19 protein-coding genes are annotated in these 21952 nt (G+C 55.5%); 6 read left to right on the top strand and 13 right to left on the bottom strand.

The genetic code is table 11. The features are described from left to right. Window positions 1-101 precede the first annotated feature (101 nt). The 10 genes from recC to OGV83_RS21665 form a co-directional block, all read right to left on the bottom strand. A complete protein-coding gene (gene recC, locus OGV83_RS17820) occupies window positions 102-3470 on the bottom strand; it encodes an exodeoxyribonuclease V subunit gamma (protein ID WP_286464238.1) in 3369 nt (1122 codons plus the stop codon). A 12-nt stretch (window positions 3471-3482) separates the two neighbouring features. Then, on the bottom strand, window positions 3483-3806 hold the full coding sequence (locus OGV83_RS17815; RefSeq protein WP_115614456.1) for a prepilin-type N-terminal cleavage/methylation domain-containing protein: 324 nt from the start codon (window positions 3804-3806) through the stop codon (window positions 3483-3485). Next, window positions 3791-4198, bottom strand: coding sequence for a DUF2509 family protein (locus OGV83_RS17810; RefSeq protein WP_286464237.1), 408 nt, complete (start codon window positions 4196-4198; stop codon window positions 3791-3793). Before OGV83_RS17810 ends, OGV83_RS17815 begins: the two co-directional genes overlap by 16 nt. Then, window positions 4195-4758 (bottom strand): prepilin peptidase-dependent protein, encoded by a 564-nt coding sequence (locus OGV83_RS17805; protein ID WP_286464235.1) that lies wholly within the window; start codon window positions 4756-4758, stop codon window positions 4195-4197. Before OGV83_RS17805 ends, OGV83_RS17810 begins: the two co-directional genes overlap by 4 nt. Continuing rightward, the gene (locus OGV83_RS17800) at window positions 4749-5219 is read right to left on the bottom strand and encodes a prepilin peptidase-dependent protein (protein WP_200092713.1); all 471 of its coding nucleotides are present in this window, start codon (window positions 5217-5219) and stop codon (window positions 4749-4751) included. The genes OGV83_RS17805 and OGV83_RS17800 overlap by 10 nt, the downstream gene beginning before the upstream one ends. Window positions 5220-5403: 184 nt before the next feature. Next, window positions 5404-6198: a thymidylate synthase gene (thyA, locus tag OGV83_RS17795; RefSeq protein ID WP_012134943.1), complete on the bottom strand. Its 795-nt coding sequence runs from the start codon at window positions 6196-6198 to the stop codon at window positions 5404-5406. 6 nt (window positions 6199-6204) lie between these two features. Then, window positions 6205-7080 (bottom strand): prolipoprotein diacylglyceryl transferase, encoded by an 876-nt coding sequence (gene lgt / locus OGV83_RS17790; RefSeq protein WP_286464232.1) that lies wholly within the window; start codon window positions 7078-7080, stop codon window positions 6205-6207. 510 nt (window positions 7081-7590) lie between these two features. After that, window positions 7591-9837, bottom strand: a complete 2247-nt coding sequence (gene ptsP / locus OGV83_RS17785; RefSeq protein ID WP_012134945.1) for a phosphoenolpyruvate--protein phosphotransferase — start codon at window positions 9835-9837, stop codon at window positions 7591-7593. Between the two features lie 13 nt (window positions 9838-9850). Then, window positions 9851-10381, bottom strand: a complete 531-nt coding sequence (gene rppH, locus OGV83_RS17780; RefSeq protein WP_024130909.1) for an RNA pyrophosphohydrolase — start codon at window positions 10379-10381, stop codon at window positions 9851-9853. Between the two features lie 351 nt (window positions 10382-10732). Next, complete coding sequence (locus OGV83_RS21665; RefSeq protein ID WP_047461519.1) at window positions 10733-10879, bottom strand: hypothetical protein; 147 nt, start codon at window positions 10877-10879, stop codon at window positions 10733-10735. A 186-nt stretch (window positions 10880-11065) separates the two neighbouring features. Between OGV83_RS21665 and mutH the strand changes: the two genes are divergently transcribed. From mutH to OGV83_RS17760, 4 genes are all read left to right on the top strand, one after another. Further along, window positions 11066-11758 (top strand): DNA mismatch repair endonuclease MutH, encoded by a 693-nt coding sequence (gene mutH, locus OGV83_RS17775; RefSeq protein WP_047461516.1) that lies wholly within the window; start codon window positions 11066-11068, stop codon window positions 11756-11758. A gap of 78 nt (window positions 11759-11836) precedes the next feature. Beyond that, the gene (locus OGV83_RS17770; protein ID WP_049012027.1) at window positions 11837-12550 is read left to right on the top strand and encodes a TerC family protein; all 714 of its coding nucleotides are present in this window, start codon (window positions 11837-11839) and stop codon (window positions 12548-12550) included. A gap of 146 nt (window positions 12551-12696) precedes the next feature. Further along, complete coding sequence (gene ygdR, locus OGV83_RS17765; RefSeq protein ID WP_012134951.1) at window positions 12697-12915, top strand: lipoprotein YgdR; 219 nt, start codon at window positions 12697-12699, stop codon at window positions 12913-12915. A 119-nt stretch (window positions 12916-13034) separates the two neighbouring features. Next, window positions 13035-14075: an NADP(H)-dependent aldo-keto reductase gene (locus OGV83_RS17760; protein WP_047461513.1), complete on the top strand. Its 1041-nt coding sequence runs from the start codon at window positions 13035-13037 to the stop codon at window positions 14073-14075. A 323-nt stretch (window positions 14076-14398) separates the two neighbouring features. On the opposite strand, the gene lplT is transcribed toward OGV83_RS17760, so the two are convergent. After that, complete coding sequence (lplT, locus tag OGV83_RS17755) at window positions 14399-15595, bottom strand: lysophospholipid transporter LplT (RefSeq protein WP_047461510.1); 1197 nt, start codon at window positions 15593-15595, stop codon at window positions 14399-14401. Next, a complete protein-coding gene (gene aas / locus OGV83_RS17750) occupies window positions 15588-17747 on the bottom strand; it encodes a bifunctional acyl-ACP--phospholipid O-acyltransferase/long-chain-fatty-acid--ACP ligase (protein ID WP_286464230.1) in 2160 nt (719 codons plus the stop codon). Before aas ends, lplT begins: the two co-directional genes overlap by 8 nt. Before the next feature lie 593 nt (window positions 17748-18340). On the opposite strand from aas, the gene galR reads away from it, so the two are divergent. Next, window positions 18341-19369 (top strand): HTH-type transcriptional regulator GalR, encoded by a 1029-nt coding sequence (gene galR / locus OGV83_RS17745; protein WP_012134956.1) that lies wholly within the window; start codon window positions 18341-18343, stop codon window positions 19367-19369. 13 nt (window positions 19370-19382) lie between these two features. Beyond that, complete coding sequence (locus tag OGV83_RS17740; protein ID WP_047461502.1) at window positions 19383-20402, top strand: LacI family DNA-binding transcriptional regulator; 1020 nt, start codon at window positions 19383-19385, stop codon at window positions 20400-20402. A 178-nt stretch (window positions 20403-20580) separates the two neighbouring features. On the opposite strand, the gene lysA is transcribed toward OGV83_RS17740, so the two are convergent. Next, window positions 20581-21843 carry a diaminopimelate decarboxylase gene (lysA, locus tag OGV83_RS17735; protein WP_286464228.1) on the bottom strand — a complete coding sequence of 421 codons (1263 nt, stop codon included), beginning with the start codon at window positions 21841-21843 and terminating at the stop codon, window positions 20581-20583. Window positions 21844-21952 lie beyond the last annotated feature (109 nt).

Genomic DNA, 21952 nt, shown 5'->3' with positions numbered 1-21952 from the left:
CTGTGTACTAAACGAGTCAGCATCTCTTATTGTAAAATCAGTCCGTGACAGAAAACGCATCATAAATGAAGCCATTTAATTGCGCAATTTTTATACAGCCCTCACGACTGATTAAAACGAAATAGCGGTAACAGATAACGTTGAGACTGAGAAATAATGCTCTCTATCGTCTTCGGCTCCAGCTGTCGCCACAACCGTTGATACCAGATATCATCCCCTTCTCCGCGTATCACCATGTTACCTTCATAAGCCTGTAAGAACTTCGTCCGGGCTTTTTGCAGCGTGTCAGCATCATCTAACATGGCATCATTCGCCGCGTCATAACAAGCTTTTATCCATGCGCCGCCGCTTTCAGGAAGAACCAGCAGTGGGGATGACATCCCTTCCCGATAACCGTCAATCAGCTGTGCGAGGTAAGTTAACGCCTGTTCAGCCTCTAACGGCGGGAAGCGCCACTCTCCCTCTTTACGCAGGAACAAACGACTTTCGCCTTTTCCGCCACAGGCACAATAGACAAGGTGTTCCAGCCAAAGTTGCATTCCCTGAGCAACGCTTATTAAAGATGGGCGCCAGCGCAACAAACCGTCTTCCTGCACCTGCGGCAACCACCCCGTGATCTGAACGCCATTGCAGAGCAGATCAACTTCCATACTTTTCCCCGGCTGACGACACGCGATAATCCTGTCCGCCAGCGACTGCATCTCCTGACGCTGCGTATCCCAGAGGATCTCGCCAAAAGCGCCATACGGGAGATCGCCCGCCGCCCGGAAGCGACGGAATAAAAGCCCGGCATCCTCTTCTTCGACCAGCGTATTAAGCAACTGCTGATTAAGCTGATAGCGGGTTAGCCCTTCCAGAATGAACGGCTCCGTATCGGGAATTTCACTCTCTTCCGCGCGGAAATTCACCTGTAGCCGCATCTGGAAAAACGCCCGCACCGGATGTGCCCAGAAGCGCTGAAGTTTTTCCAGCGTCAACGTCTCAGGGAGTTCATAGGGCAACGGCTGTACAAAATCAGAATGGGCCTCGCCTGACTGACTTGCAGCAGGCAGCCATTCGCGCGCGTAGCTTTGCTGTTCACCGGGAAGATAGTTTTGCGCATCAAACGGCATCCGCGTGTGCAGGCGAGCGATATGCGCTTTCACGCGGGCCTCGCTCTCATCGCTGGTCAGTTCTTCATCTCCCGGCAAATAGTGACTTTGCCCGATATAATCCATCAGTTCCTGCACCAGGACTGACGGGAAACGTTTGCTGTTATCCTGAATAGAGCGCCCGATGTAGCTAATATAGAGCGTCTGCTGCGCAGAGATTAAGGCCTCAAGGAACAGGTAGCGGTCATCATCGCGACGGCTACGATCCCCGCGCATCGGTTTCTGGCTCATCAGGTCAAAACCAAGCGGCGCCAGCTGACGCGGATAGACGCCGTCATTCATACCAAGGAGACACACAACCTTAAAGGGGATAGAACGCATAGGCATGAGCGTACAGATGTTTACCGGCCCCGCCAGAAAACGCTGGCTGATGCGTTCCTGATCCAGCCTTTGCGCCAGCTCGTCCCGTAACAGAGACAGCGGCACCGCATCGCCATACTCCGCCTCAAGCCCTTCGGTGATAATCGCCTGCCATTGCTGCTCGATAAGGGTCATCGCGGCTTCCGTTTCCGCATCGGGCAGGAAAAAGTCATTGAGCATGTCGCGGCAAACCGGGAGCCACTCTTCCAGCGGACGCGCCTGCGCCAGCCCGCGACGCCAGAGGTTCAACTGCATAAGCAGGGACGCCAGATGTCCGACCAGCTCCGCAATCAACCCGCTGGACTCGTCATAAGGCAGCACGGACTGCCATTCGCCCTGCGCGCTTTCCATCGCGTAACCCAGCAGCATACGCGTCAGGCCAAATTGCCAGGTATGCTGCCCCGTTGCAGGAAGCGCCAGCTCGCGCACGTTGTCGTCATCAATCCCCCAGCGGATACCCGACTCATTGACCCATAAGCGAAGATAGCGCAGCCCTTCTTCGTTGATGTTAAACCGAGCCGCCAGAACCGGCACGTCCAGCAGCGCCAGCACATCTTCAGAGACAAAACGGCTGTCCGGCAACGACAGCAGGCTGATAAACGCCTGCAAAACAGGATGCGACTGACGTGCCCGGCGATCGGAGATGGCATAAGGCAGATAGCGTTCGGCAGGCGCACTGCCAAATACGGCCTGAATAAAGGGGCTATAGCTGTCGATATCCGCCACCATGACGATAATATCGCGCGGCATCAGCGTCGGGTCGGCCTCCAGCATCGCCAGCAGACGATCGTGCAGGATCTCCACTTCACGCTGCGGGCTATGGCATACGTGAAAGGTCACGCTGGCGTCATTCGGGTCAAGCAGACGCTTGTTGTCGCTTCGGGCGTACTCTTCGAGGTTCACCCCAGCCACGGCGCGACTTTCCAGCTCAAGGATGTCCGCCTGAATGTTATGAAGCAGGTTGTCCGGGGGAATATCGACAAACGCATCCAGTTCCTGCGTGTTTTCCAGTTCGGAAAGCAAGTAGATGTAATCCCGCCCCAGTTTCCCCCAGGACGCCAGCATCGGGTTCCCGACATCCTGCTCGCCGTCGCTATTAAATAACTCCCCGGCGCGTTGGTTATCGCGAAACAGCGGTAAGTCGCGCTCCTCAAAGCTGTGACGACGCTGACGAGCCACCAGTTTTACCAGCCAGGCAGGGTCTCTGATATCCCCCCAGTAATAACGACAGGGGTTAGTGAACAGCAGATGGATTTCGATGTGCTTTCCCAGCGCCTGCAAGGCCCGGAGATACACCGGCGGCAGCGCGGAAATACCACAAATAAAGACGCGCGAAGGCAGCCCCGTCGGGCTGGTTGTCGCATTTTCCAGCGTCTGGATAAAACGCTGATACACATTCGCACGGTGCCAGCGCGGCTGCCCCAGTTCAGCCGTGTATTCCACCAACGCCTTCCACAGCGGCGCCTGCCAGATCTGAGCCTCCCCTAACCCGTCAACCATCTGCCCCGCCTCCCACTGGGTAAGCCAGTCGGGGCGATAGACCAGATACTGATCGAAAAGATCGGCGGCACGCGAGGAAAGCTGGAATAGCTTGCGCTTGTCAGCGTCGTCCGTCAGATAGTGGCGCAGTAGCGTAAAATCCTCACGCTCCAGCAGTTGCGGCAGCAGCGTCATCAGCTTCCAGCTCATGTTTTGCTTGCTGAACGCGCTCTCTTTCGGGATATCAGGCAGCACGCGTACAAACATATCCCAGATAAAACTCGCGGGTAGCGGAAAATCGATATTCGCGGCGATACCAAATTTCTGCGAAAGGGTCATTTGCAGCCACTGCGCCATACCGGTACTTTGAACCAACACAATTTCGGGTTCAAAGGGATCGTCAAGCCGATCGCGCTCAACGATGAATTCCATTAACGCTTCCAGCACGTCCAGACGGTTGGAGTGGTAGACCCTTAACATAGCAACTCCTGACTACTGACTTTTCGGGCAATGTAAGCGCGACATCTGGCCTTGCCTGCCCAAAGGGGAAATGAGTTTAACGCTGATGCTGACACATCCCGCTTGTGTTGTCTGCATTCGGTTGGCCTGCCAGCTTTCGGGAGGTGAAAATGAATACAGCGCCGTTTGCTGCCAGCCGTACTGCCAGAGCTGTTGATATTGCGCCCTGACGACAAGACTCGTCATCAACGCCCGCTGATAACCCGATAACGCGGTGACGGTTATCACCAGCAGCGCCATCGCCAGTATCACTTCCGGCAGACTAAAACCACGCTGCCTGTTCAGGGTATCTGGCATAACGCCACCTCACTCAACGGGCAAAAATCGCTCCATCCATGCGGAGAAAATACAACGCCGCTTTCCTCCAGAGCACCCAGGCGCCAGACCGATGCGCCATCATACTGCGCAATCAATAAAGCGGTGTTGTTCGCGAGCAGACGCAGGCAAACGCGGGAATTCGGCGTGGCGTATTGCCGACACTCAACCGCAGCCTGCGCCGACCATGACTGCATCCTTCCCCATTCCAGCGCCGACTGCGCCACCGCCTGACGCTGCAAGGCCCGGCTTTCTGTCGCCACCAGAGTGGAAAAGCTCGCCTGCTGCTGGTTTGCCCCCTGAAGCAGCAGGCTGCCCAATACCAGCAGCAAAAGCACCATCGCCAGAGAAGACACACCCCGTTCACGCTTCACAGATTAAACCCGGTGACGCTGTATTGCGCCTCAAGAGCGGTTTTAGAAGCCGCTTTACTGCGCCCCCGAAGAGACAGCGTCAGTACCGGCGCAAAACCGGGCATCTCCTGACGCTCAACGTTAAATGCCTCAATCTGTACCGTATCGGGATCGGTCATTCTATCCCACCCTTTATCTGCGCATGATGTTGCCCCACGCAGTGTTTCCAGCGTTTTATTGTTTAAACGAAACCCGGTCTGTTCGGCCTCTTTTCCCGGCGCAGTCTCCCAGCGCCCGTTATTATTGGCGTCCCACTGTACGATAACGCACTCCCCCTGCCCGGCAATCACCAGTCCTTTCCCTGTGCAGTTTCCCCGACAATATCCCGCGCGTTGCAGGTGTTTTGCCACGGTATAAGCACGCTGCCAGATCTCATCTTCCAGCAACAGCTGCCGCGTGGTCTGTAGAATCTCACGCTGTAGCGCGGGTAAAAATCGTGCCGCGCCGAGCAGTAGCATGCTGCTTATCACCATCGCGATAAGTACCTCCAGCAGAGAAAAACCGCGCTCGTTCATCGACATGCTTCGGCCTCGCGTCCCTCACAGAGCCGGATTCGCCCCCAGGACGAAACCACCAGACGCCATTCACCCGCGGCGTTTTTCAGGCGGATATGCCCGGCCCAGGCGGTATTGCGCAGACCAAAAAACGCCAGCGAGGGGGTGATCTCCACCACGTCGATATCGCGCCATGCTGGAATAAAGACAAACGGCGCGTCTGGCGTACAGGCACCTTGCGCCGCAGCAGCGCTGACAAAGCACCAGTCGCCGCGTTCTCTGATGACCTGAACAATGTGATCCCGGTTGTGCCAGTTCGCATCCTCACGCAGTTGCAGCAAATAATCCCGCAGTTGGCTGGCGGTTTGCCATAACCGTTGCTGCTGTTGCCAACGCTGCCAGCCATAGAGCCCTGTGGCGCTAAGGCTAACCATAAGAAGCATTGCGACCATTGTTTCAATGAGCGTATAGCCCTGTTGTTTTTTCATAGCGGCAGTATGCCGGAGGCGGAGAAAATGACGAGGCAAGAATGCAGATTATTCGGCGCGTTACGAGAAATAGTTATCGTATTACAGCGCGTTGCAAAAATTCGGGAAGCAGCGCCGAAGAATGGCGTACGGGGTAAAAAAAACCGACGCGCAAAGGCGTCGGTTATGACAGGATGAGCTCAGGTCAGATAGCGACCGGCGCTTTAATGCCAGGATGCGGGTCGTAGCCTTCAATCTCAAAATCTTCAAAACGGTAGTCGAAGATAGAGTCAGGCTTACGTTTGATCACCAGTTTCGGCAGCGCGCGCGGTTCGCGGCTTAACTGTAGGTGCGTCTGTTCCATATGGTTGCTGTACAGGTGCGTGTCACCGCCGGTCCAGACGAAGTCGCCCACTTCCAGGTCGCACTGTTGCGCCATCATATGCACCAGCAACGCATAGCTGGCGATATTAAACGGCAGCCCCAGGAAGACGTCGCAGGAGCGCTGATACAGCTGGCAGGAGAGCTTGCCGTCCGCAACATAGAACTGGAAGAACGCATGACACGGCGCCAGCGCCATTTTATCCAGCTCGCCGACGTTCCAGGCGGAAACAATAATACGGCGGGAGTCCGGGTCATTTTTCAACTGGTTCATGACCGTGGTGATCTGGTCAATATGGCGACCGTCCGGCGCAGGCCATGCGCGCCACTGTTTGCCATATACCGGGCCTAAATTACCGTTTTCATCGGCCCATTCGTCCCAGATCGTCACATTGTTTTCATGCAGGTAAGCGACGTTGGTATCGCCTTGCAGGAACCACAACAGCTCGTGAATGATGGAGCGTAAATGGCAGCGCTTCGTCGTCACCAGCGGAAATCCTTCCCGCAGGTTAAAACGCATCTGATGACCAAAAATGGAAAGCGTTCCGGTTCCGGTACGGTCGTTTTTCTGTGTGCCTTCATCCAGCACTTTTTGCATCAGTTCTAAATACTGTTTCATGGTTCCTCAGGAAACGTGTTGCTGTGGTCTGCGGCGGTAAGCCCAAACCATCATGATCACACCAGCGACAATCATCGGGATAGAGAGAATCTGCCCCATGCTGATGTACTGTACCCATGCGCCGGTAAACTGCGCATCCGGCTGGCGGAAGAATTCAACAATGATACGAAACGCGCCATAGCCAATCAGGAACAGGCCAGAGACAGCCCCCATCGGGCGCGACTTGCGGATAAACAGGTTAAGAATAATGAACAGCACGATACCTTCCAGCACCAGCTCATACAGCTGGGACGGATGGCGAGGCAGAACGCCATAGGTATCAAAGATCGACTGCCACTGCGGGTTTGACGGCAACAGCGCGATATCTTCCGCGCGAGAGCCCGGGAACAGCATGGCAAACGGGAAGCTCGGATCGACACGCCCCCACAGCTCACCGTTGATAAAGTTCCCCAGACGCCCTGCGCCTAAACCAAAAGGAATCAGCGGCGCGATAAAATCGGATACCTGGAAGAAAGAACGTTTAGTGCGTCTGGCGAAGATCACCATCACCAGAATGACGCCGATCAGGCCGCCGTGGAAGGACATGCCGCCATCCCAGACGCGGAACAGATAGAGCGGATTTTCCAGGAACATCGGGAAGTTGTAGAACAGAACGTAACCAATACGGCCACCGAGGAAAACGCCGAGAAAACCGGCATAGAGTAAGTTTTCAACTTCGTTTTTGGTCCAGCCGCTGCCCGGACGGTTTGCCCGGCGAATCGCCAGCCACATTGCAAAGACAAAACCGACCAGGTACATCATGCCGTACCAGTGCAGCGCAACGGGCCCAATTGAGAAAATGACCGGATCAAATTCCGGAAAATGCAGATAGCTACTGGTCATCTGTCACCACAAGTTCTTGTTATTTCGCTGAAAATAGACAGCAATTGATATGCGCGCCAGCCGTTCACAGGCGCTCCAAAGGAGCGAATGATAGCACAAGGGGTGCATCGGTGATGCCGGGAAGATGTAAAAGATCTGTATAGGCTATCAATGACAATCCCAGGAATGCCTGATGGCGCTTACGCTTATCAGGCCTACGGACCGCGCAACACCTTTGCCTGATGGCGCTGCGCTTATCAGGCCTACAGACCGCGCAACACCTTTGCCTGATGGCGCTTACGCTTATCAGGCCTACAGACCGCGCAACACCTTTGCCTGATGGCGCTTACGCTTATCAGGCCTACAGACGGCACAACATCTTTGCCTGATGGCGCTACGCTTATCAGGCCTACAGACCGCGCAACACCTTTGCCTGATGGCGCTGCGCTTATCAGGCCAACAGACGGCACCGCGCCGTAGGCCGGATAAGGCGCGTGCGCCGCCATCCGGCAATCAAGGGCACTGCGCCTGTCACAACCCCCCGCGTATCAGGCCCCCCATGCCACGGCGCTCCATAAACGCCGCCACCTGATGACGCACTTCCGTCGCCATTTGCGCTTCCAGACTGCGCTGCGCCAGCGTTTGCGCGTCTTCATAATCAATGTGCCGCAGCAGGTATTTCACGCGCGCGACGGAGCGACCATTCATCGACAGATGGCGGAATCCCAGGCCTATCAGGATCGCCACACACATCGGATCGCCCGCCATTTCACCGCATAGCCGCAAATCAAGCCCCTGTTTTTCGGCTTCCTGAGCGATCATCGCCAGCGCACGTAACATCCCCGGGTGCAGGCTGTCATAAATACTGGCCACACGCGTATTGTTGCGATCAACCGCCAGGATGTACTGCGTCAGATCATTGGTGCCAACGGAGATAAAATCGACCCGGTTCGCCAGTTGCGGCAGCATAAATACCATCGACGGCACTTCCAGCATGATCCCAATGCGCGGTCTGGGGATCGCGTAACCGATCATCTCTTCGACTTCACGCCCGGCACGCTCAATCAGGCGTCGCGCTTCATCCACTTCATCAATGCTGGTGACCATCGGCAGTAAAATGCTCAGGTTGCCGGTCGCGGCGTTGGCGCGCAGCATAGCGCGCACCTGGATCAGGAAGATCTCCGGCTGATCGAGCGTAATACGAATGCCGCGCCAGCCCAGGCACGGGTTTTCTTCGCTGATCGGCATATAGGGCAGTTGCTTGTCCGCGCCGACATCCAGCGTACGCAGAGTCACCGGTTTGTCGTTAAACATTTGCAGCATCCCCTGATACTGCGCCACCTGCTCTTCTTCCGAGGGGAAACCGCTTTGCAACATGAACGGAATTTCGGTGCGATAAAGCCCGATACCGTCGATACGGCTGCCCAGCTTCTCTTCATGTTCCGGGCTTAACCCTGCGTTAAGCATCACCTTAACGCGTTCGCCGCTTTTCAGATGCGCGGGCAGATTGACATCATCTTCCGCCAGCCGGCTTAGTTCATTCTCTTCGCTGATAAGCCGCTGATATTCCTGCAACAATACCGGTTCAGGATCGACCAGCAACTCCCCGCGATAGCCATCCACCACCAGCGTGCGGTGATGAAGAACCGAAGGCTGAATATCCGCGCCCATCACGGTCGGAATACCGAGCGCGCGTACCATAATCGCCGCATGCGAGTTAGCCGCGCCGTCGCGAACCACGACGCCGGCCAGTCTGTCCTGCGGCAGTTCCGCCAGCGTGGTGGCTGAGAGTTCGTCCGCCACCAGCACAAAACGCTCAGGCCATGTGTTCGGCCCCTGAATGGTGTCATCCAGGTGGAATAACAGACGCTGGCCCAGCGCGCGTAAATCTCCGGCACGCTCTTTGAGGTAGCCATCCGTCAGGGCGGCAAACTGCTCGGCAAACTTTTCGATGACTTTTTTGACGGCCCACTCCGCCACCGCGCCTTTATCAACTTCGGCAAACAGTTCACGACGCAGTCGGGCATCAGAAAGCAGGTGTGAATACAGATCGAAGATCGCCGCCGTCTCTTTCTGCGCGCCAGCGGCAAAGCGCTTACTGTAACGACGAAATTCGTTAGCGGCCTCTTCCAGCGCGCCGGTCAGCCGCTCGCGCTCAAGCGCCGGGTCAAGGGTGGAGGCTTCGTAGACCTGCTCCATCAGCGGCAACGTTGCATCCTGCCATCCTTCCGCTATCGCCACGCCGGGCGCGGCGGGCAGCGCACGGATGCGCGTATGGCGGTATTGACCAAATAACGCGGTTAGCTGCGTCTGCGAAAGGATAGCCGCCATCTGGGTCGCCAGCGTAACGAGGAAAGACTCTTCGCTTTCATCGTACTGGCGCAGTTCACGCTGCTGTACCACCAGCACCCCCAGTAGCTGGCGGCGCTGGATAATCGGCACGCCCAGAAAAGCGCGGAAACGCTCCTCTTTTACTGACGGAATGTATTTAAAGCTGGGGTGTTTCTGCGCATCGGCAAGGTTGATCGGTTCCGCCAGCCTGCCAACCAGGCCGACGATACCTTCATCAAATGCGAGTGTGACAGTACGGCCACGCGGTTTTTTTAGCCCTCGCGTCGCCATGAGGTAGTAACAACGTCGGTCGTGATCGGCCAGATAGACCGAACAGACCTCTGTATCCATCGCAAGACAGATATCAGTGACCAGAATATTCAACGCCTCGTTAAGGCGCGGCGCACTGGCCACCTTTTCCACTATTTCGCGCAGGCGGGTGAGCATAATTTGCGTAGCTTTAACCTCTTTTACGTCGCCAGGCAGGTGCGTTTTGTGGCTTCGGCGTACTCTCCTGAAGCGCCATCACGACACTTGCGAACTCTTTCATCACCCTGCGGTAGACATCGCGTTTAAATGACACCACCTGCCTGACCGGGTACCAGTAACTTACCCAGCGCCAGCCATCAAACTCAGGGGTGCTGCTGGTTTGCATATTGATTTCCGCATCAGCGCTCATCAATTGCAGAAGAAACCATTTTTGTTTCTGGCCGATACAAACCGGCTTCGTGTCCCAACGCACCAAACGTTTCGGTAACTTGTAACGCAACCAGTTGCGAGTAGAAGCAAGTATCCGCACATCTTTACGGCTCAACCCGACTTCTTCAAACAGTTCCCGGTACATCGCTTGTTCTGCTGACTCCCCTGAATTTATCCCGCCTTGCGGGAATTGCCAGGAGTGCTGACCAAATCGCCGGGCCCACATAACCTGCCCCTGGCGATTACAAATTACGATACCTACATTTGGGCGGTAGCCATCGTCATCAATCACCGGACTACCTCAACATAAACCTTATATATGAATGATTGTTTCACACTCCAGAGAGACGGTAAACCACTCTGTTAGGCGTACGCGCTACTAATAACAATTGAATAACTCACAGCAAATAGCCGAGTTATAAACAGAGAGGTGTGTTCACAGACGATTTTATTCACCTTTTCTGTGGATATAGTTGTGAAGAAGTACGGAATTACTACGGGAAAACCCGGAACAGTCTGAATTGGGCGGCAAACACCATTAAAAAATAGCCTCGTAAATTCATTAAGTTAAATGCAAAACCTGCGACCATTCGTGCTAAATCGTGACAGCCATCACATTGAAGATCGTCAGGCTGATGAAAGATCAACCACCGTCGCTTTTATCCACAGATTGTGCCAATAAGTTAGGCACAATTTGTGTAAAAATTCGATTTTCGTCGCACGTCAAGGCTGTAAATTGAAACAGTAGTGGCGGTTTTTCACAGTTATCCCATCTTTCTGTGGATAACATGGTGTAAGATCCTGTTTATTTTCAGTGACCAGATTTGGAAAACCCATTTCTCTGTTGCGCAACTTGCAGGATCAGATTCTAAAAACCAATATAAATCATGCGATTGAACATCGCGTGTGGAAATCGTTAAACTCTGTTCATACGGTATAAAATCATTGTTCACTTTTTCGCCTAAGGTATAACATCATGCCCGGACTCCGCCCGCTACTTTCTCCGCCAGCATCTGAAGCCCTTTTGCTTGCCCAGGCGCAGCAGCTTTCAGGTTACTCGCTGGGCGAACTGGCGGCGCTGGCCGGTTTAGTGGCCCCCAAAGATTTGAAGCGGGATAAAGGCTGGATTGGCGTGCTGCTGGAGATCTGGCTCGGCGCCAGCGCCGGTAGCAAACCGGAACAAGATTTCGCCGCGCTTGGCGTGGAGCTGAAAACCATTCCCGTCGATAGCCTTGGCCGCCCGCTGGAAACCACGTTTGTCTGCGTCGCGCCGCTAACCGGCAACAGCGGCGTGACGTGGGAAACAAGTCACGTCCGCCACAAATTAAAACGTGTGTTATGGGTTCCCGTAGAGGGGGATCGCAGTATTCCGTTAGCCGATCGGCGCGTCGGTTCCCCACTGCTGTGGAGCCCAAATGAAGAAGAAGACCAGCAGCTTCGCCTCGACTGGGAAGAGTTGATGGACATGATTGTGCTGGGTCAGGTTGAGCGGATCACCGCCCGGCATGGCGAATTTTTACAACTGCGGCCAAAAGCGGCGAATGCCAAAGCCCTTACCGAAGCAATTGGCGCGCAGGGAGAGACCATTCTGACGCTGCCGCGCGGCTTTTATCTGAAAAAGAACTTCACTCGCACGCTGCTGGCCCGCCATTTCCTGTTACAGGGCTAACAGGCACAGACTGGACTTTCACCTGCCGCATTGCGCGCCTATAATTAGCGCTTCTTTTTTTTGGCAGGACTTTGTTCGATGTTATTTGCATGGGTAACCGATCCTAACGCCTGGCTCGCGCTCGGTACGCTGACGCTGCTGGAGATCGTTCTTGGGATCGACAATATTATTTTCCTCTCTCTGGTGGTGGCGAAACTTCCTACAGCGCAACGGAATCACGCCCGACGCCTTGGGCTGGCGGCGGCGATGGTAATGCGCCTGGCTTTGCTGGCTTCTATCGCCTGGGTCACACGCCTGACAAACCCGCTGTTCGAGGTTTTCGGCGAAGCGATTTCCGCCCGCGATCTGATCCTGCTGCTGGGTGGGTTGTTCCTGATCTGGAAAGCCAGTAAAGAAATTCACGAATCGATTGAAGGCGAGGAAGAAGGGCTGAAAACGCGCGTCTCCTCCTTCCTGGGCGCGATTGTCCAGATCATGATGCTGGATATTATTTTCAGCCTTGATTCCGTCATCACGGCGGTGGGCCTCTCAGATCATCTGTTTATCATGATGGCGGCAGTTGTGATTGCCGTCGGCGTGATGATGTTCGCGGCGCGCCCTATCGGCGAGTTTGTTGACCGCCACCCTTCCGTAAAAATGCTGGCGCTCTCTTTCCTGATTCTGGTCGGCTTTACCCTGATTCTGGAAAGTTTCGATGTACACGTTCCGAAAGGGTACATCTACTTCGCCATGTTCTTCTCTATCGCGGTAGAGAGCCTGAACCTGATGCGCAATAAAAAGAACCCTCTCTGATTCACTCTTTCGCTCCCTGTAAGGGGAGCGAATACCCGCAATGCCGCTCCCGTTCCTCACAGTTTAAGATTTTACTGCTTTTATCAGACATAACTTCAGGTTATTACTAGACTATTATCAGACGCAGGCCACGTGAGGATAAATGGATGAAAAAATGGGCAGTTGTGATTTCCGCTGTAGGACTGGCTTTTGCTGTTTCTGGATGTAGCAGCGATTATGTAATGGCGACCAAAGATGGTCGGATGATTCTGACCGACGGTAAACCAGAAATTGACGATGATACGGGTCTGGTGAGCTACCACGATCAGCAAGGCAACGCGATGCAAATCAATCGTGACGAAGTCTCTCAGATCATTGAACGCTAATTGTTGAGGTCAGCAGCCCTGCTGGCCTTAGAATTTTCTCTTTCCCTTTTCTCTTCCCTCTGCCATTTTTATATTCCTTTGTCGGGATTTACTGACTTCATAATAAGAAGGAAACGGCTATGCACTATCACCGTATACCCCACAGCTCGCTTGAAATAAGTACACTGGGGCTGGGCACAATGACGTTTGGTGAACAAAACAGCGAAGCCGACGCACATGCACAGCTCGATTACGCCGTGGATCAGGGCATTAACCTGATCGACGTCGCCGAAATGTATCCGGTGCCTCCACGCCCGGAAACCCAGGGGCTAACGGAAACCTATGTCGGTAACTGGCTTGCTAAACACGGCAGCCGTGAGAAGCTGGTTATCGCTTCCAAGGTAAGCGGCCCATCGCGTAATAACGACAGCGGAATTCGCCCCAATCAGGCGCTGGATCGTAAAAATATCCGTGAGGCCTTACACGACAGCCTCAAACGCCTGCAAACCGACTATCTGGATCTGTATCAGGTTCACTGGCCGCAGCGCCCGACCAACTGCTTCGGCAAGCTGGGCTACAGCTGGACGGATTCGGCACCGGTTGTCACGCTGCTCGAAACGCTGGACGCGCTGACGGAGTTCCAGCGCGCGGGCAAAATTCGCTACATCGGCGTCTCTAACGAAACGGCCTTCGGCGTCATGCGCTATCTGCATCTGGCGGATAAACATGACCTGCCGCGCATTGTCACTATCCAGAACCCTTACAGCCTGCTGAACCGCAGTTATGAGGTGGGATTGGCGGAAGTCAGCCAGTATGAAGGCGTCGAGCTGCTGGCCTACTCTTGCCTGGCATTCGGTACGTTGACCGGTAAATATCTGAATGGCGCCAAACCCGCCGGCGCGCGCAACACCCTGTTTAGCCGCTTTACGCGCTACAGCGGCGAGCAGGCGCAAAAGGCGGTTGCGGCCTACGTCGACATCGCCAGACGCCACAACCTCGATCCGGCCCAGATGGCGCTGGCGTTTGTGCGTCGTCAGCCGTTCGTCGCCAGCACCCTGTTGGGCGCAACGACGATGGCGCAGTTAAAAACCAACGTTGAGAGTTTGCATCTGGAGTTAAGCGAAGAGGTGCTGGCGGAGATCGAAGCGGTGCATCAGGTTTATACCTACCCGGCACCGTAATGCGTTCATCCGGCGCTTCTGCCTGATGGCGCTGCGCTTATCAGGCCTACCGACAGCACCATACCCGTAGGCCGGATAAGGCACCTGTGCCGCCATCCGGCGCTTCTGCCTGATGGCGCTGCGCTTATCAGGCCTACCGACAGCCCCATATTGTAGGCCGGATAAGGCGCCTGTGCCGCCATCCGGCGCTTCTGCCTGATGGCGCTACGCTTATCAGGCCTACCGACAGCACCATACCGTAGGCCGGATAAGGCATCTGTGCCGCCATCCGGCGCTTCTGCCTGATGGCGCTGCGCTTATCAGGCCTACAGACGGCGCAACAATCACATCTGGCGGCGCTGCCAAATCCACAGCGCCGCAATCGCCAATGCAAACAGCCCGCCAAAACCAATGCCGATCGCCACGACCGGAATGCCCACCAACACGGCCAGCGAATAGAGACCCAGCATCAACAGCATCGCGCTGTTCTCCCCCAGGTTCTGTACCGCAATCGCGTTGCCCGCGCCGACGCTTTTCTTGCCGCGCTCCTGCAATAACGCATTGAGCGGCACCACGAAAAAGCCGCCCAGCACGCCAATAAGCGTCAACAGCGCATAGGCCGGAAGCAATGCGTGCTGCAAAGAGAAAATCAGCACCACCACGCCAATCAGAATACCCGCAGGCATACAACGCGCTACCGTCTCCAGCGTAACCAGCTTCGCCGCAGCGCCCGCGCCCACAACAATACCGATCGCCACCATTGCGTTCAGGTAAGTCGGCGTGGCGTTATCGGTAATTCCCAGCGCTACCGGCACCCACAGCACCAGCAGAAAACGCAGCGTGACGCCCGCGCCCCAAAAAAGGCTGGTGCCAACCAGCGAGAAACGCGTCTCCCCGTTACGCCAGAGCGACATGCAGGCGCAGAAGAAGCTGCGCACCATCTTACGCAAATGCCAGGACTGGCCTGGCCGCGCCGCCGCGAGTTTCGGAATAAAAAGGTTAGCGACGACTGCGCCCGCATAGGCCAACGCACAGGCGACCAGCGCCGCAATCACATGCCAGTCTGCCAGTACGCCGCCCGCCACCGATCCCAGCAGAATAGCGGCAATGGTGGAGGCTTCCATCAGACCATTGGCTTTCACCAGTTTGTCGCCCGTGGTCAACTCGCCAAGAATGCCATATTTCGCCGGAGAGTAAGCCGCCGCGCCAATCCCCACCAGCGTATAGCCGACAAAGGGATTAAAACCAAAACAGATGCTCGCAGCGCCCAACAGTTTCAGGCCGTTGGCGAACATCATCACCCGACCTTTAGCAAAGCTGTCCGCCACCTGCCCGACAAAGGGGGCAAAAAGAATGTAAGCGCCTACAAACACCATTTGCAGGATCGGCTGGCTCCAGTCCGGGTAAAACTGCGCCTTCAGCAGCGCCAGCGTCGCGAACAACAGCGCGTTATCGCCAAACGCAGAGAGAAACTGCGCGGCGATAACCGACATCATCCCTTTCGACCAGATCGAAGTGTTAGTATGTACTGACTCACGCATGTTGTTTTTCCGGTTCATCAACCCAGCTTTTCAGCGTCACAAAGTCCGGCTTGCCGCTGCCCAGTAACGGAAGTTGTTTCAGATAGCGGATATCACGCGGTACGGCAAGTTCAGGAATGCCGTGCGTGCGGGCATATTGCAGCAGGCTTTCACGCGTCAGCTCGCCGTCTGTCGTGAACAGCACCAGCGCTTCGCCCTTGCTGGCGTCGCTTTTAATCGCCGTGGCGTGCATTTTATCTGGCGAGACGCCCAGCGCCAGCTGTTCGACCATCTCCAGCGAAACCATCTCTCCGGCGATTTTCGCAAAGCGCTTCGCTCGGCCCTGGATCTGCACAAAACCGTTTTCATCGAAACGCACAATATCGCCCGTGTCGTACCAGCCCTGTTCAACGTCGCCCAGCGCATTTTCCGCCGCAGGCGCTTCCAGCACGCCCGGTTTTTCAACCCGCAGGTAGCCGTTCATGATATTAGGCCCTTTGAGTTGCAGACGCCCGCCGTCATCAATGCCCGGAACCGCCAGCAAGCGCGCATCCATGCCTGGCAAAATGCGCCCAACGGTGCCTGGTTTCGCCGCCATAGGTACGTTTATCGACACGACCGGCGCGCATTCGGTCACGCCGTAACCTTCCAGAACGCGCAGGCCGAATTTGTCCTGCCAGAGCTGTCGGGTGCTGTCCTGCAATTTTTCCGCGCCGGCGACGACATAGCGCAGACGATAGAAATCATACGGATTGGCAAACCGCGCGTAGTTGCCCAGAAACGTCGACGTGCCAAACAGCACCGTGCAGTTCCGGTCATAGACCAGCTCCGGCACAATGCGATAGTGCAACGGGCTGGGATAGAGAAACACCTCAGCGCCGGTCAGCAGCGGCGTCAACAGGCCGACGGTCAGGCCGAAGGAGTGGAACAGCGGCAGCGCTGACATAAAGCGGTCGTTCGCCGTGAAATCGGCAATGGTTTTTATCTGCTCAACGTTCGCCAGAAGGCTTTTATGGCTGTGCACCACGCCTTTCGGGTGCCCTTCCGAACCGGATGTAAAGAGGATCATTGCCGCCTCTTCCGGCCGCTGTTTGACCTGCGCCAGGCGCGGCATCAGCAGATGCGCAAAAATCCAGAGCTTATCGGCGAGCGTCACATCAGCTTTTAAATCTTCGAGATAAATCCAGCGAACCTGCGTCAGTTGCTCCGGCAGATGCCAGAGTTTGCCTTTCTCAAGAAACTGACGGGAGGTGAATACGGTTTTGATCTCCGCAGCGGTAATGGCGCTGGTCAACCCTTTCACACCCGCCGTGTAGTTCATCATCGCCGGGATACGGCCACGAGAAACCGCGCCAAAGATGACGGCGGCGCTGATGGCCGCGTTTGGCAGCATCAGGCCGATGTTTTCGCCCTGCGCGCTGTATTTTTCCAGAATGCGGCCGACAAACAGCGTTTTTGTCAGCAATTTGCGATAAGTGTCCGGCGTGAAGTTAATATCTTCAACACAATTTTTACCCGCCCCGTAGCGGTACTGCGCAGCTAACAGTGATTCATACAGCGTTTCACGCGGGCGCACCGCCATGCGCGCTTCCATCATAATTTGATGCAGCATTTCTCCGGCCAGTTTGCGGCGCTCGCGCGCTCGCGGCGCCTCCGGCATCGGCAGATGAGTAGGCGGCAGGATATGCAGGTAAATGCGCGGGAAAAAGCGCTGTTTTACCAGACCTTTCAGGCGGCTAAAGTGCGTAAGCTCTGCGCCTTCAATACGAACCGGCACCACCGTTGCGCCAGACTTCGCCGCCACAAACCCGGCGCCGTCGTAGATTTTCATCAACGAACCGCTCACCGAAATTCGCCCTTCCGGGAAGATAACCACCGGGCGGCCCTGCTCTACCAGGCGTACCAGGTGCTTAATCGCCATCGGCTTCGTCGGGTCGAGCGGCACGAAATCAATCAGCGACTTTAACCAGCGCATGTACCATTGCTGGCTGATAGAGGAATAGACCGCGAAAACAGGGCGAACCGGTAAAAACAGGGCGAGTAAAATACCGTCGATAAAAGAGACATGGTTTGGCGTGATCAGGATGCGCTCACCCTGTAGCGCCCTGGCATCCCCGGTGACGCGTACACGATAAAGCACGCGGAACAGGTTGCGAAAAAATCCAAAAAGCATGTCAACTCCCTTTGCTCACAGTTCGGTAAAGATGCATGGTTGCAGATTATACGAGATGGGGAACAGGCGCGACAGGTAAATGGAAGGACGAAAAAAAACCTGCGCATCCGCGCAGGTTGGTGCAAGAGACAGGTACGAAGAGCGTACCGAATAATCTCACCAATCAATACCTCTGGGATCTTGATTGTGGTCTCCGGCGACGCTGCGCGCCACCAGCAAAACGCAAAGGAATGAACACAAATGCAACGAGTTGTGTAAATTATCGGTTACTGTTACAGATTGGTGTAAGCGCAAAAAAAAACCTGCACATGATGCGCAGGTTGGTGTAATTCTTGTGATCAACCCGAAAGCTGATTTCACCTATCAATACCTCTGGGATCTCAACTCTAGCAATCCGCCCGACGCCCTCACCAGCGAACAATCGCAACAGCGCTTCGCAAAGTGTAACCAAAGGTTTGCATTCTCCCTTTTCTGTCTTACTTCCCCGGCGTGCGCTCACATTTGCGCGTTCCCGTCAGGCAATCTGCTTGAACAGATAGCCATTTTCCGTAACACTGACGAAATGTAAGCGTTTACCCACTATAGGTACTGTCATGGCGACCATAAAGGATGTAGCCCGACTGGCTGGTGTTTCAGTCGCCACCGTTTCTCGCGTTATTAATGATTCCCCGAAAGCCAGCGAAGCATCCCGCCTCGCGGTCACCAGCGCGATGGAATCGCTCAGCTATCACCCCAACGCCAATGCGCGAGCGCTGGCGCAGCAATCCACGGAGACAATTGGTTTAGTCGTGGGGGATGTCTCCGACCCTTTCTTTGGCGCGATGGTTAAAGCGGTCGAGCAGGTGGCCTACCACACCGGTAATTTCTTACTGATTGGCAACGGCTACCACAATGAACAAAAAGAGCATCAGGCGATTGAACAACTGATCCGCCATCGTTGCGCGGCGTTAGTCGTACACGCCAAGATGATCCCGGACGCGGACCTGGCGTCATTAATGAAACAGATGCCTGGCATGGTGCTGATTAACCGCATCCTGCCTGGGTTTGAGCAGCGCTGCGTGGCGTTAGATGACCGTTACGGCGCCTGGCTGGCAACGCGTCACTTAATTCAGCAGGGCCATACCCGCATCGGCTATATCTGTTCCAACCATTCGATTTCTGATGCGGAAGACCGGCTCAAGGGTTATTACGACGCGCTGGAAGAGAGCCATATTCCGGCTAACGACAGGCTGGTCACATTTGGTGAACCGGATGAGAGCGGCGGTGAACAGGCAATGACCGAACTGTTAGGTCGCGGAAGAAACTTCACGGCGATCGCTTGTTACAACGATTCGATGGCCGCAGGCGCAATGGGCGTATTAAACGACAACGGTATTGACGTGCCGGGCGAAATTTCACTGATTGGTTTCGATGATGTGCTGGTCTCGCGCTACGTGCGTCCACGTCTGACCACAGTACGCTACCCGATCGTGACCATGGCGACCCAGGCCGCCGAACTGGCGCTCGCGCTGGCGGAAAAACGGCCTGTACCCGAAATCACCCATGTCTTTAGCCCTACTCTGGTACGTCGGCATTCCGTTTCGACGCCGTCGGAAACCGGGAATTCTTCGTCAAACGATTAATCAGGATAGCGTCATGACAACAATGCTGGATGTTTCACGTCGCGCGGGCGTATCAAAAGCGACGGTTTCTCGCGTGCTGAACGGAACGGGACAGGTGAAAGAGAGCACGCGCCAGAAAGTCTTCAAAGCGATGCAGGCGTTAGATTACCGACCCAATTTTTTGGCGCGATCGCTGGCGAACCGCACCAGTAACAGCATTGGGCTTGTTGTCTCGACCTTTGACGGATTTTACTTCGGGCGTTTGCTGCAACAGGCGTCACGCCAGACAGAGTCGCACGGTAAGCAGCTTATCGTGACCGATGGCCATGACACGCCGGAACGCGAGCAAGAGGCGGTGCAGATGCTGGCCGACAGGCAGTGCGACGCGATCATTCTCTATACCCGCTATATGAGCGAAAAAACGATCATCTCGTTGATTAATACCATAGAGACGCCGCTGGTCGTGATCAATCGCGATGTCAGTCTGGCCCGCGATCGCGCCATATTCTTTGAACAGGAAGATGCCGCGTTTCAGGCGGTGGATTACCTGATCTCACAGGGCCATCGGGATATCGCCTGCATTACCGTACCGAATCACACGCCAACGGGAAAATCCCGCCTGACGGGCTACCGCAAGGCGCTGGAGAAAAACGGGATCGCCTGGGACCCGGCGAAAGTGAAATACGGCGACTCCAGTATGACACGCGGGTACGAAGCGTGCCGTGAACTGCTGGAGGAAGGGATCGCCTTTACCGCGCTCTTTGCCTGTAACGACGATATGGCGCTTGGCGCATCAAAGGCGCTGCATCAGGCCGGGCTGCGGATACCGCAGGATATTTCACTGTTTGGCTTCGATGACGCGCCCAGCGCGAAGTGGCTGGAACCGGCGCTGTCCACCGTTTATCTGCCGATCGACAGTATGATCACCACCGCAATCGATCAGGCGATTCGGCTGGCGAGCGGCGAGGAGCTGGAGCCGATCCCGCCGTTTACAGGAACATTAGTGCTGCGTGATTCAGTGACCACCGGGCCATTTTTTCAGTCGGATTGCTGATGGTTTGCCGGATGGCGGCGCAAGCGCCTTATCCGGCCTACGATATTGCGCCGTCCGTAGGCCTGATAAGCGTAGCGCCATCAGGCAAAGACGCCTTATTCGACCTACGATATTGCGCCGTCTGTAGGCCTGATAAGCGTAGCGCCATCAGGCAAAGGCGTCTTATCCAGCCTGCCGGTTAAAGAACTTCCAGCGCCAGCAACTCTTCAATCGTCTGGCGGCGGCGAATCAATCGCGCTTTACCATTATCAAACAGCACTTCCGGCAGCAGCGGTCGGCTGTTGTAATTTGATGACATGGACGCGCCGTACGCGCCGGTATCGTGCAGAACCAGGTAATCCCCCGGCGCGACCGCAGGCAGCGCACGCGTTTCCACGTTACCGCCTTCCTGCTGCGTAAAGACATCGCCAGACTCACACAACGGCCCCGCCACCACGGTGTCCAGCAGCGGCGCATGTTCAAGCGAGCGACCGTCCGCCGCCAGCGCCGTAATATGGTGATAGCTGCCGTACATTGCCGGGCGCATCAGGTCGTTGAAACCGGCATCCACCAGCACAAAATGACGGCGCCCCATCTCTTTCACGCTGCGTACCTGCGTCACCAGCACGCCGGATTGCGCCACCAGAAAACGTCCCGGTTCAATTTCCAGCTTCACCCGATGCCCCAGATGGCGAGCGATTTGCTCGCGGGCGGCGTTCCACAGTCCGAAGTAATGCTGCGTATCGACCGCCTCTTCTCCCTCGTGATAAGGGATCGACAGCCCGCCTCCCGCCGAAATCGCCTCCAGATCCTGCCCAAAATCGATAACCTGACGCACCATCGCGCCGCACACCTGCTCCAGATGACCGTAATCAACGCCGGAACCAATGTGCATGTGGATCCCAACAAGCTGAAGCCGATGGCGCTGCATCACCGCCAGCGCGGCAGGCAGATCGGTATGCCAGATGCCGTGTTTGCTGTTCTCGCCGCCGGTATTGGTTTTCTGGCTGTGCCCGTGACCAAAACCGGGATTGATACGCAGCCAGACGCGATGGCCCGGCGAAACCTGCCCCAGTTGATCCAGCATATCCACCGACCCGGCATTCACCGGAATGCGCAGTTCGCTGACGCGGGCCAGCGTGGCGGCGTCAATGACATCAGCCGTGAAGACGATATCATCAGGATGGTTTTGCGGATCATATCCCGCCGCCAGCGCGCGCTCAATTTCACCCAGCGAAACGGAATCCACCTTTACGCCCTGCTCACGCATCAGGCGCAAAATATGAATATTCGAGCAGGCCTTTTGCGCAAAGCGCACCACATCAAACTGTTGCAGGGCCGCGATCTGACGGCGAATAATCTGCGCGTCATAAACCCATACCGGGCAGCCGAATTCCGCCGGTAGTCTGAGCAGATTTTCAGCGTTGAGGTCGGTATCAGTGCAATTCAGTGAATGTGGCATAGCAGGCTCCGGGCAAGACATTTTTTATGATTACGCCACAAACTGAAGGGAATAAAAAATATCGTTTTATGGCGAGTCTATGCAAAAATGATATGGATGATATCCACTG

This window comes from Citrobacter sp. CK189 (assembly GCF_030333505.1).
GTDB lineage: Bacteria > Pseudomonadota > Gammaproteobacteria > Enterobacterales > Enterobacteriaceae > Citrobacter_B > Citrobacter_B koseri.
Note: the sequence above shows the minus strand (reverse complement) of the source record. Positions and strands in the feature narration are given on the sequence as shown.

What these genes read in the sequence shown, in the direction of transcription:
- recC (WP_286464238.1), bottom strand. Translation starts at nt 3,470, where the DNA reads ATGTTAAGGGTCTACCACTCCAACCGTCTGGACGTGCTGGAAGCGTTA.
- OGV83_RS17815 (WP_115614456.1), bottom strand. Translation starts at nt 3,806, where the DNA reads ATGCCAGATACCCTGAACAGGCAGCGTGGTTTTAGTCTGCCGGAAGTG.
- OGV83_RS17805 (WP_286464235.1), bottom strand. Translation starts at nt 4,758, where the DNA reads ATGTCGATGAACGAGCGCGGTTTTTCTCTGCTGGAGGTACTTATCGCG.
- OGV83_RS17800 (WP_200092713.1), bottom strand. Translation starts at nt 5,219, where the DNA reads ATGAAAAAACAACAGGGCTATACGCTCATTGAAACAATGGTCGCAATG.
- thyA (WP_012134943.1), bottom strand. Translation starts at nt 6,198, where the DNA reads ATGAAACAGTATTTAGAACTGATGCAAAAAGTGCTGGATGAAGGCACA.
- lgt (WP_286464232.1), bottom strand. Translation starts at nt 7,080, where the DNA reads ATGACCAGTAGCTATCTGCATTTTCCGGAATTTGATCCGGTCATTTTC.
- ptsP (WP_012134945.1), bottom strand. Translation starts at nt 9,837, where the DNA reads ATGCTCACCCGCCTGCGCGAAATAGTGGAAAAGGTGGCCAGTGCGCCG.
- OGV83_RS21665 (WP_047461519.1), bottom strand. Translation starts at nt 10,879, where the DNA reads ATGTTATCCACAGAAAGATGGGATAACTGTGAAAAACCGCCACTACTG.
- mutH (WP_047461516.1), top strand. Translation starts at nt 11,066, where the DNA reads ATGCCCGGACTCCGCCCGCTACTTTCTCCGCCAGCATCTGAAGCCCTT.
- OGV83_RS17770 (WP_049012027.1), top strand. Translation starts at nt 11,837, where the DNA reads ATGTTATTTGCATGGGTAACCGATCCTAACGCCTGGCTCGCGCTCGGT.
- ygdR (WP_012134951.1), top strand. Translation starts at nt 12,697, where the DNA reads ATGAAAAAATGGGCAGTTGTGATTTCCGCTGTAGGACTGGCTTTTGCT.
- OGV83_RS17760 (WP_047461513.1), top strand. Translation starts at nt 13,035, where the DNA reads ATGCACTATCACCGTATACCCCACAGCTCGCTTGAAATAAGTACACTG.
- lplT (WP_047461510.1), bottom strand. Translation starts at nt 15,595, where the DNA reads ATGCGTGAGTCAGTACATACTAACACTTCGATCTGGTCGAAAGGGATG.
- aas (WP_286464230.1), bottom strand. Translation starts at nt 17,747, where the DNA reads ATGCTTTTTGGATTTTTTCGCAACCTGTTCCGCGTGCTTTATCGTGTA.
- galR (WP_012134956.1), top strand. Translation starts at nt 18,341, where the DNA reads ATGGCGACCATAAAGGATGTAGCCCGACTGGCTGGTGTTTCAGTCGCC.
- OGV83_RS17740 (WP_047461502.1), top strand. Translation starts at nt 19,383, where the DNA reads ATGACAACAATGCTGGATGTTTCACGTCGCGCGGGCGTATCAAAAGCG.
- lysA (WP_286464228.1), bottom strand. Translation starts at nt 21,843, where the DNA reads ATGCCACATTCACTGAATTGCACTGATACCGACCTCAACGCTGAAAAT.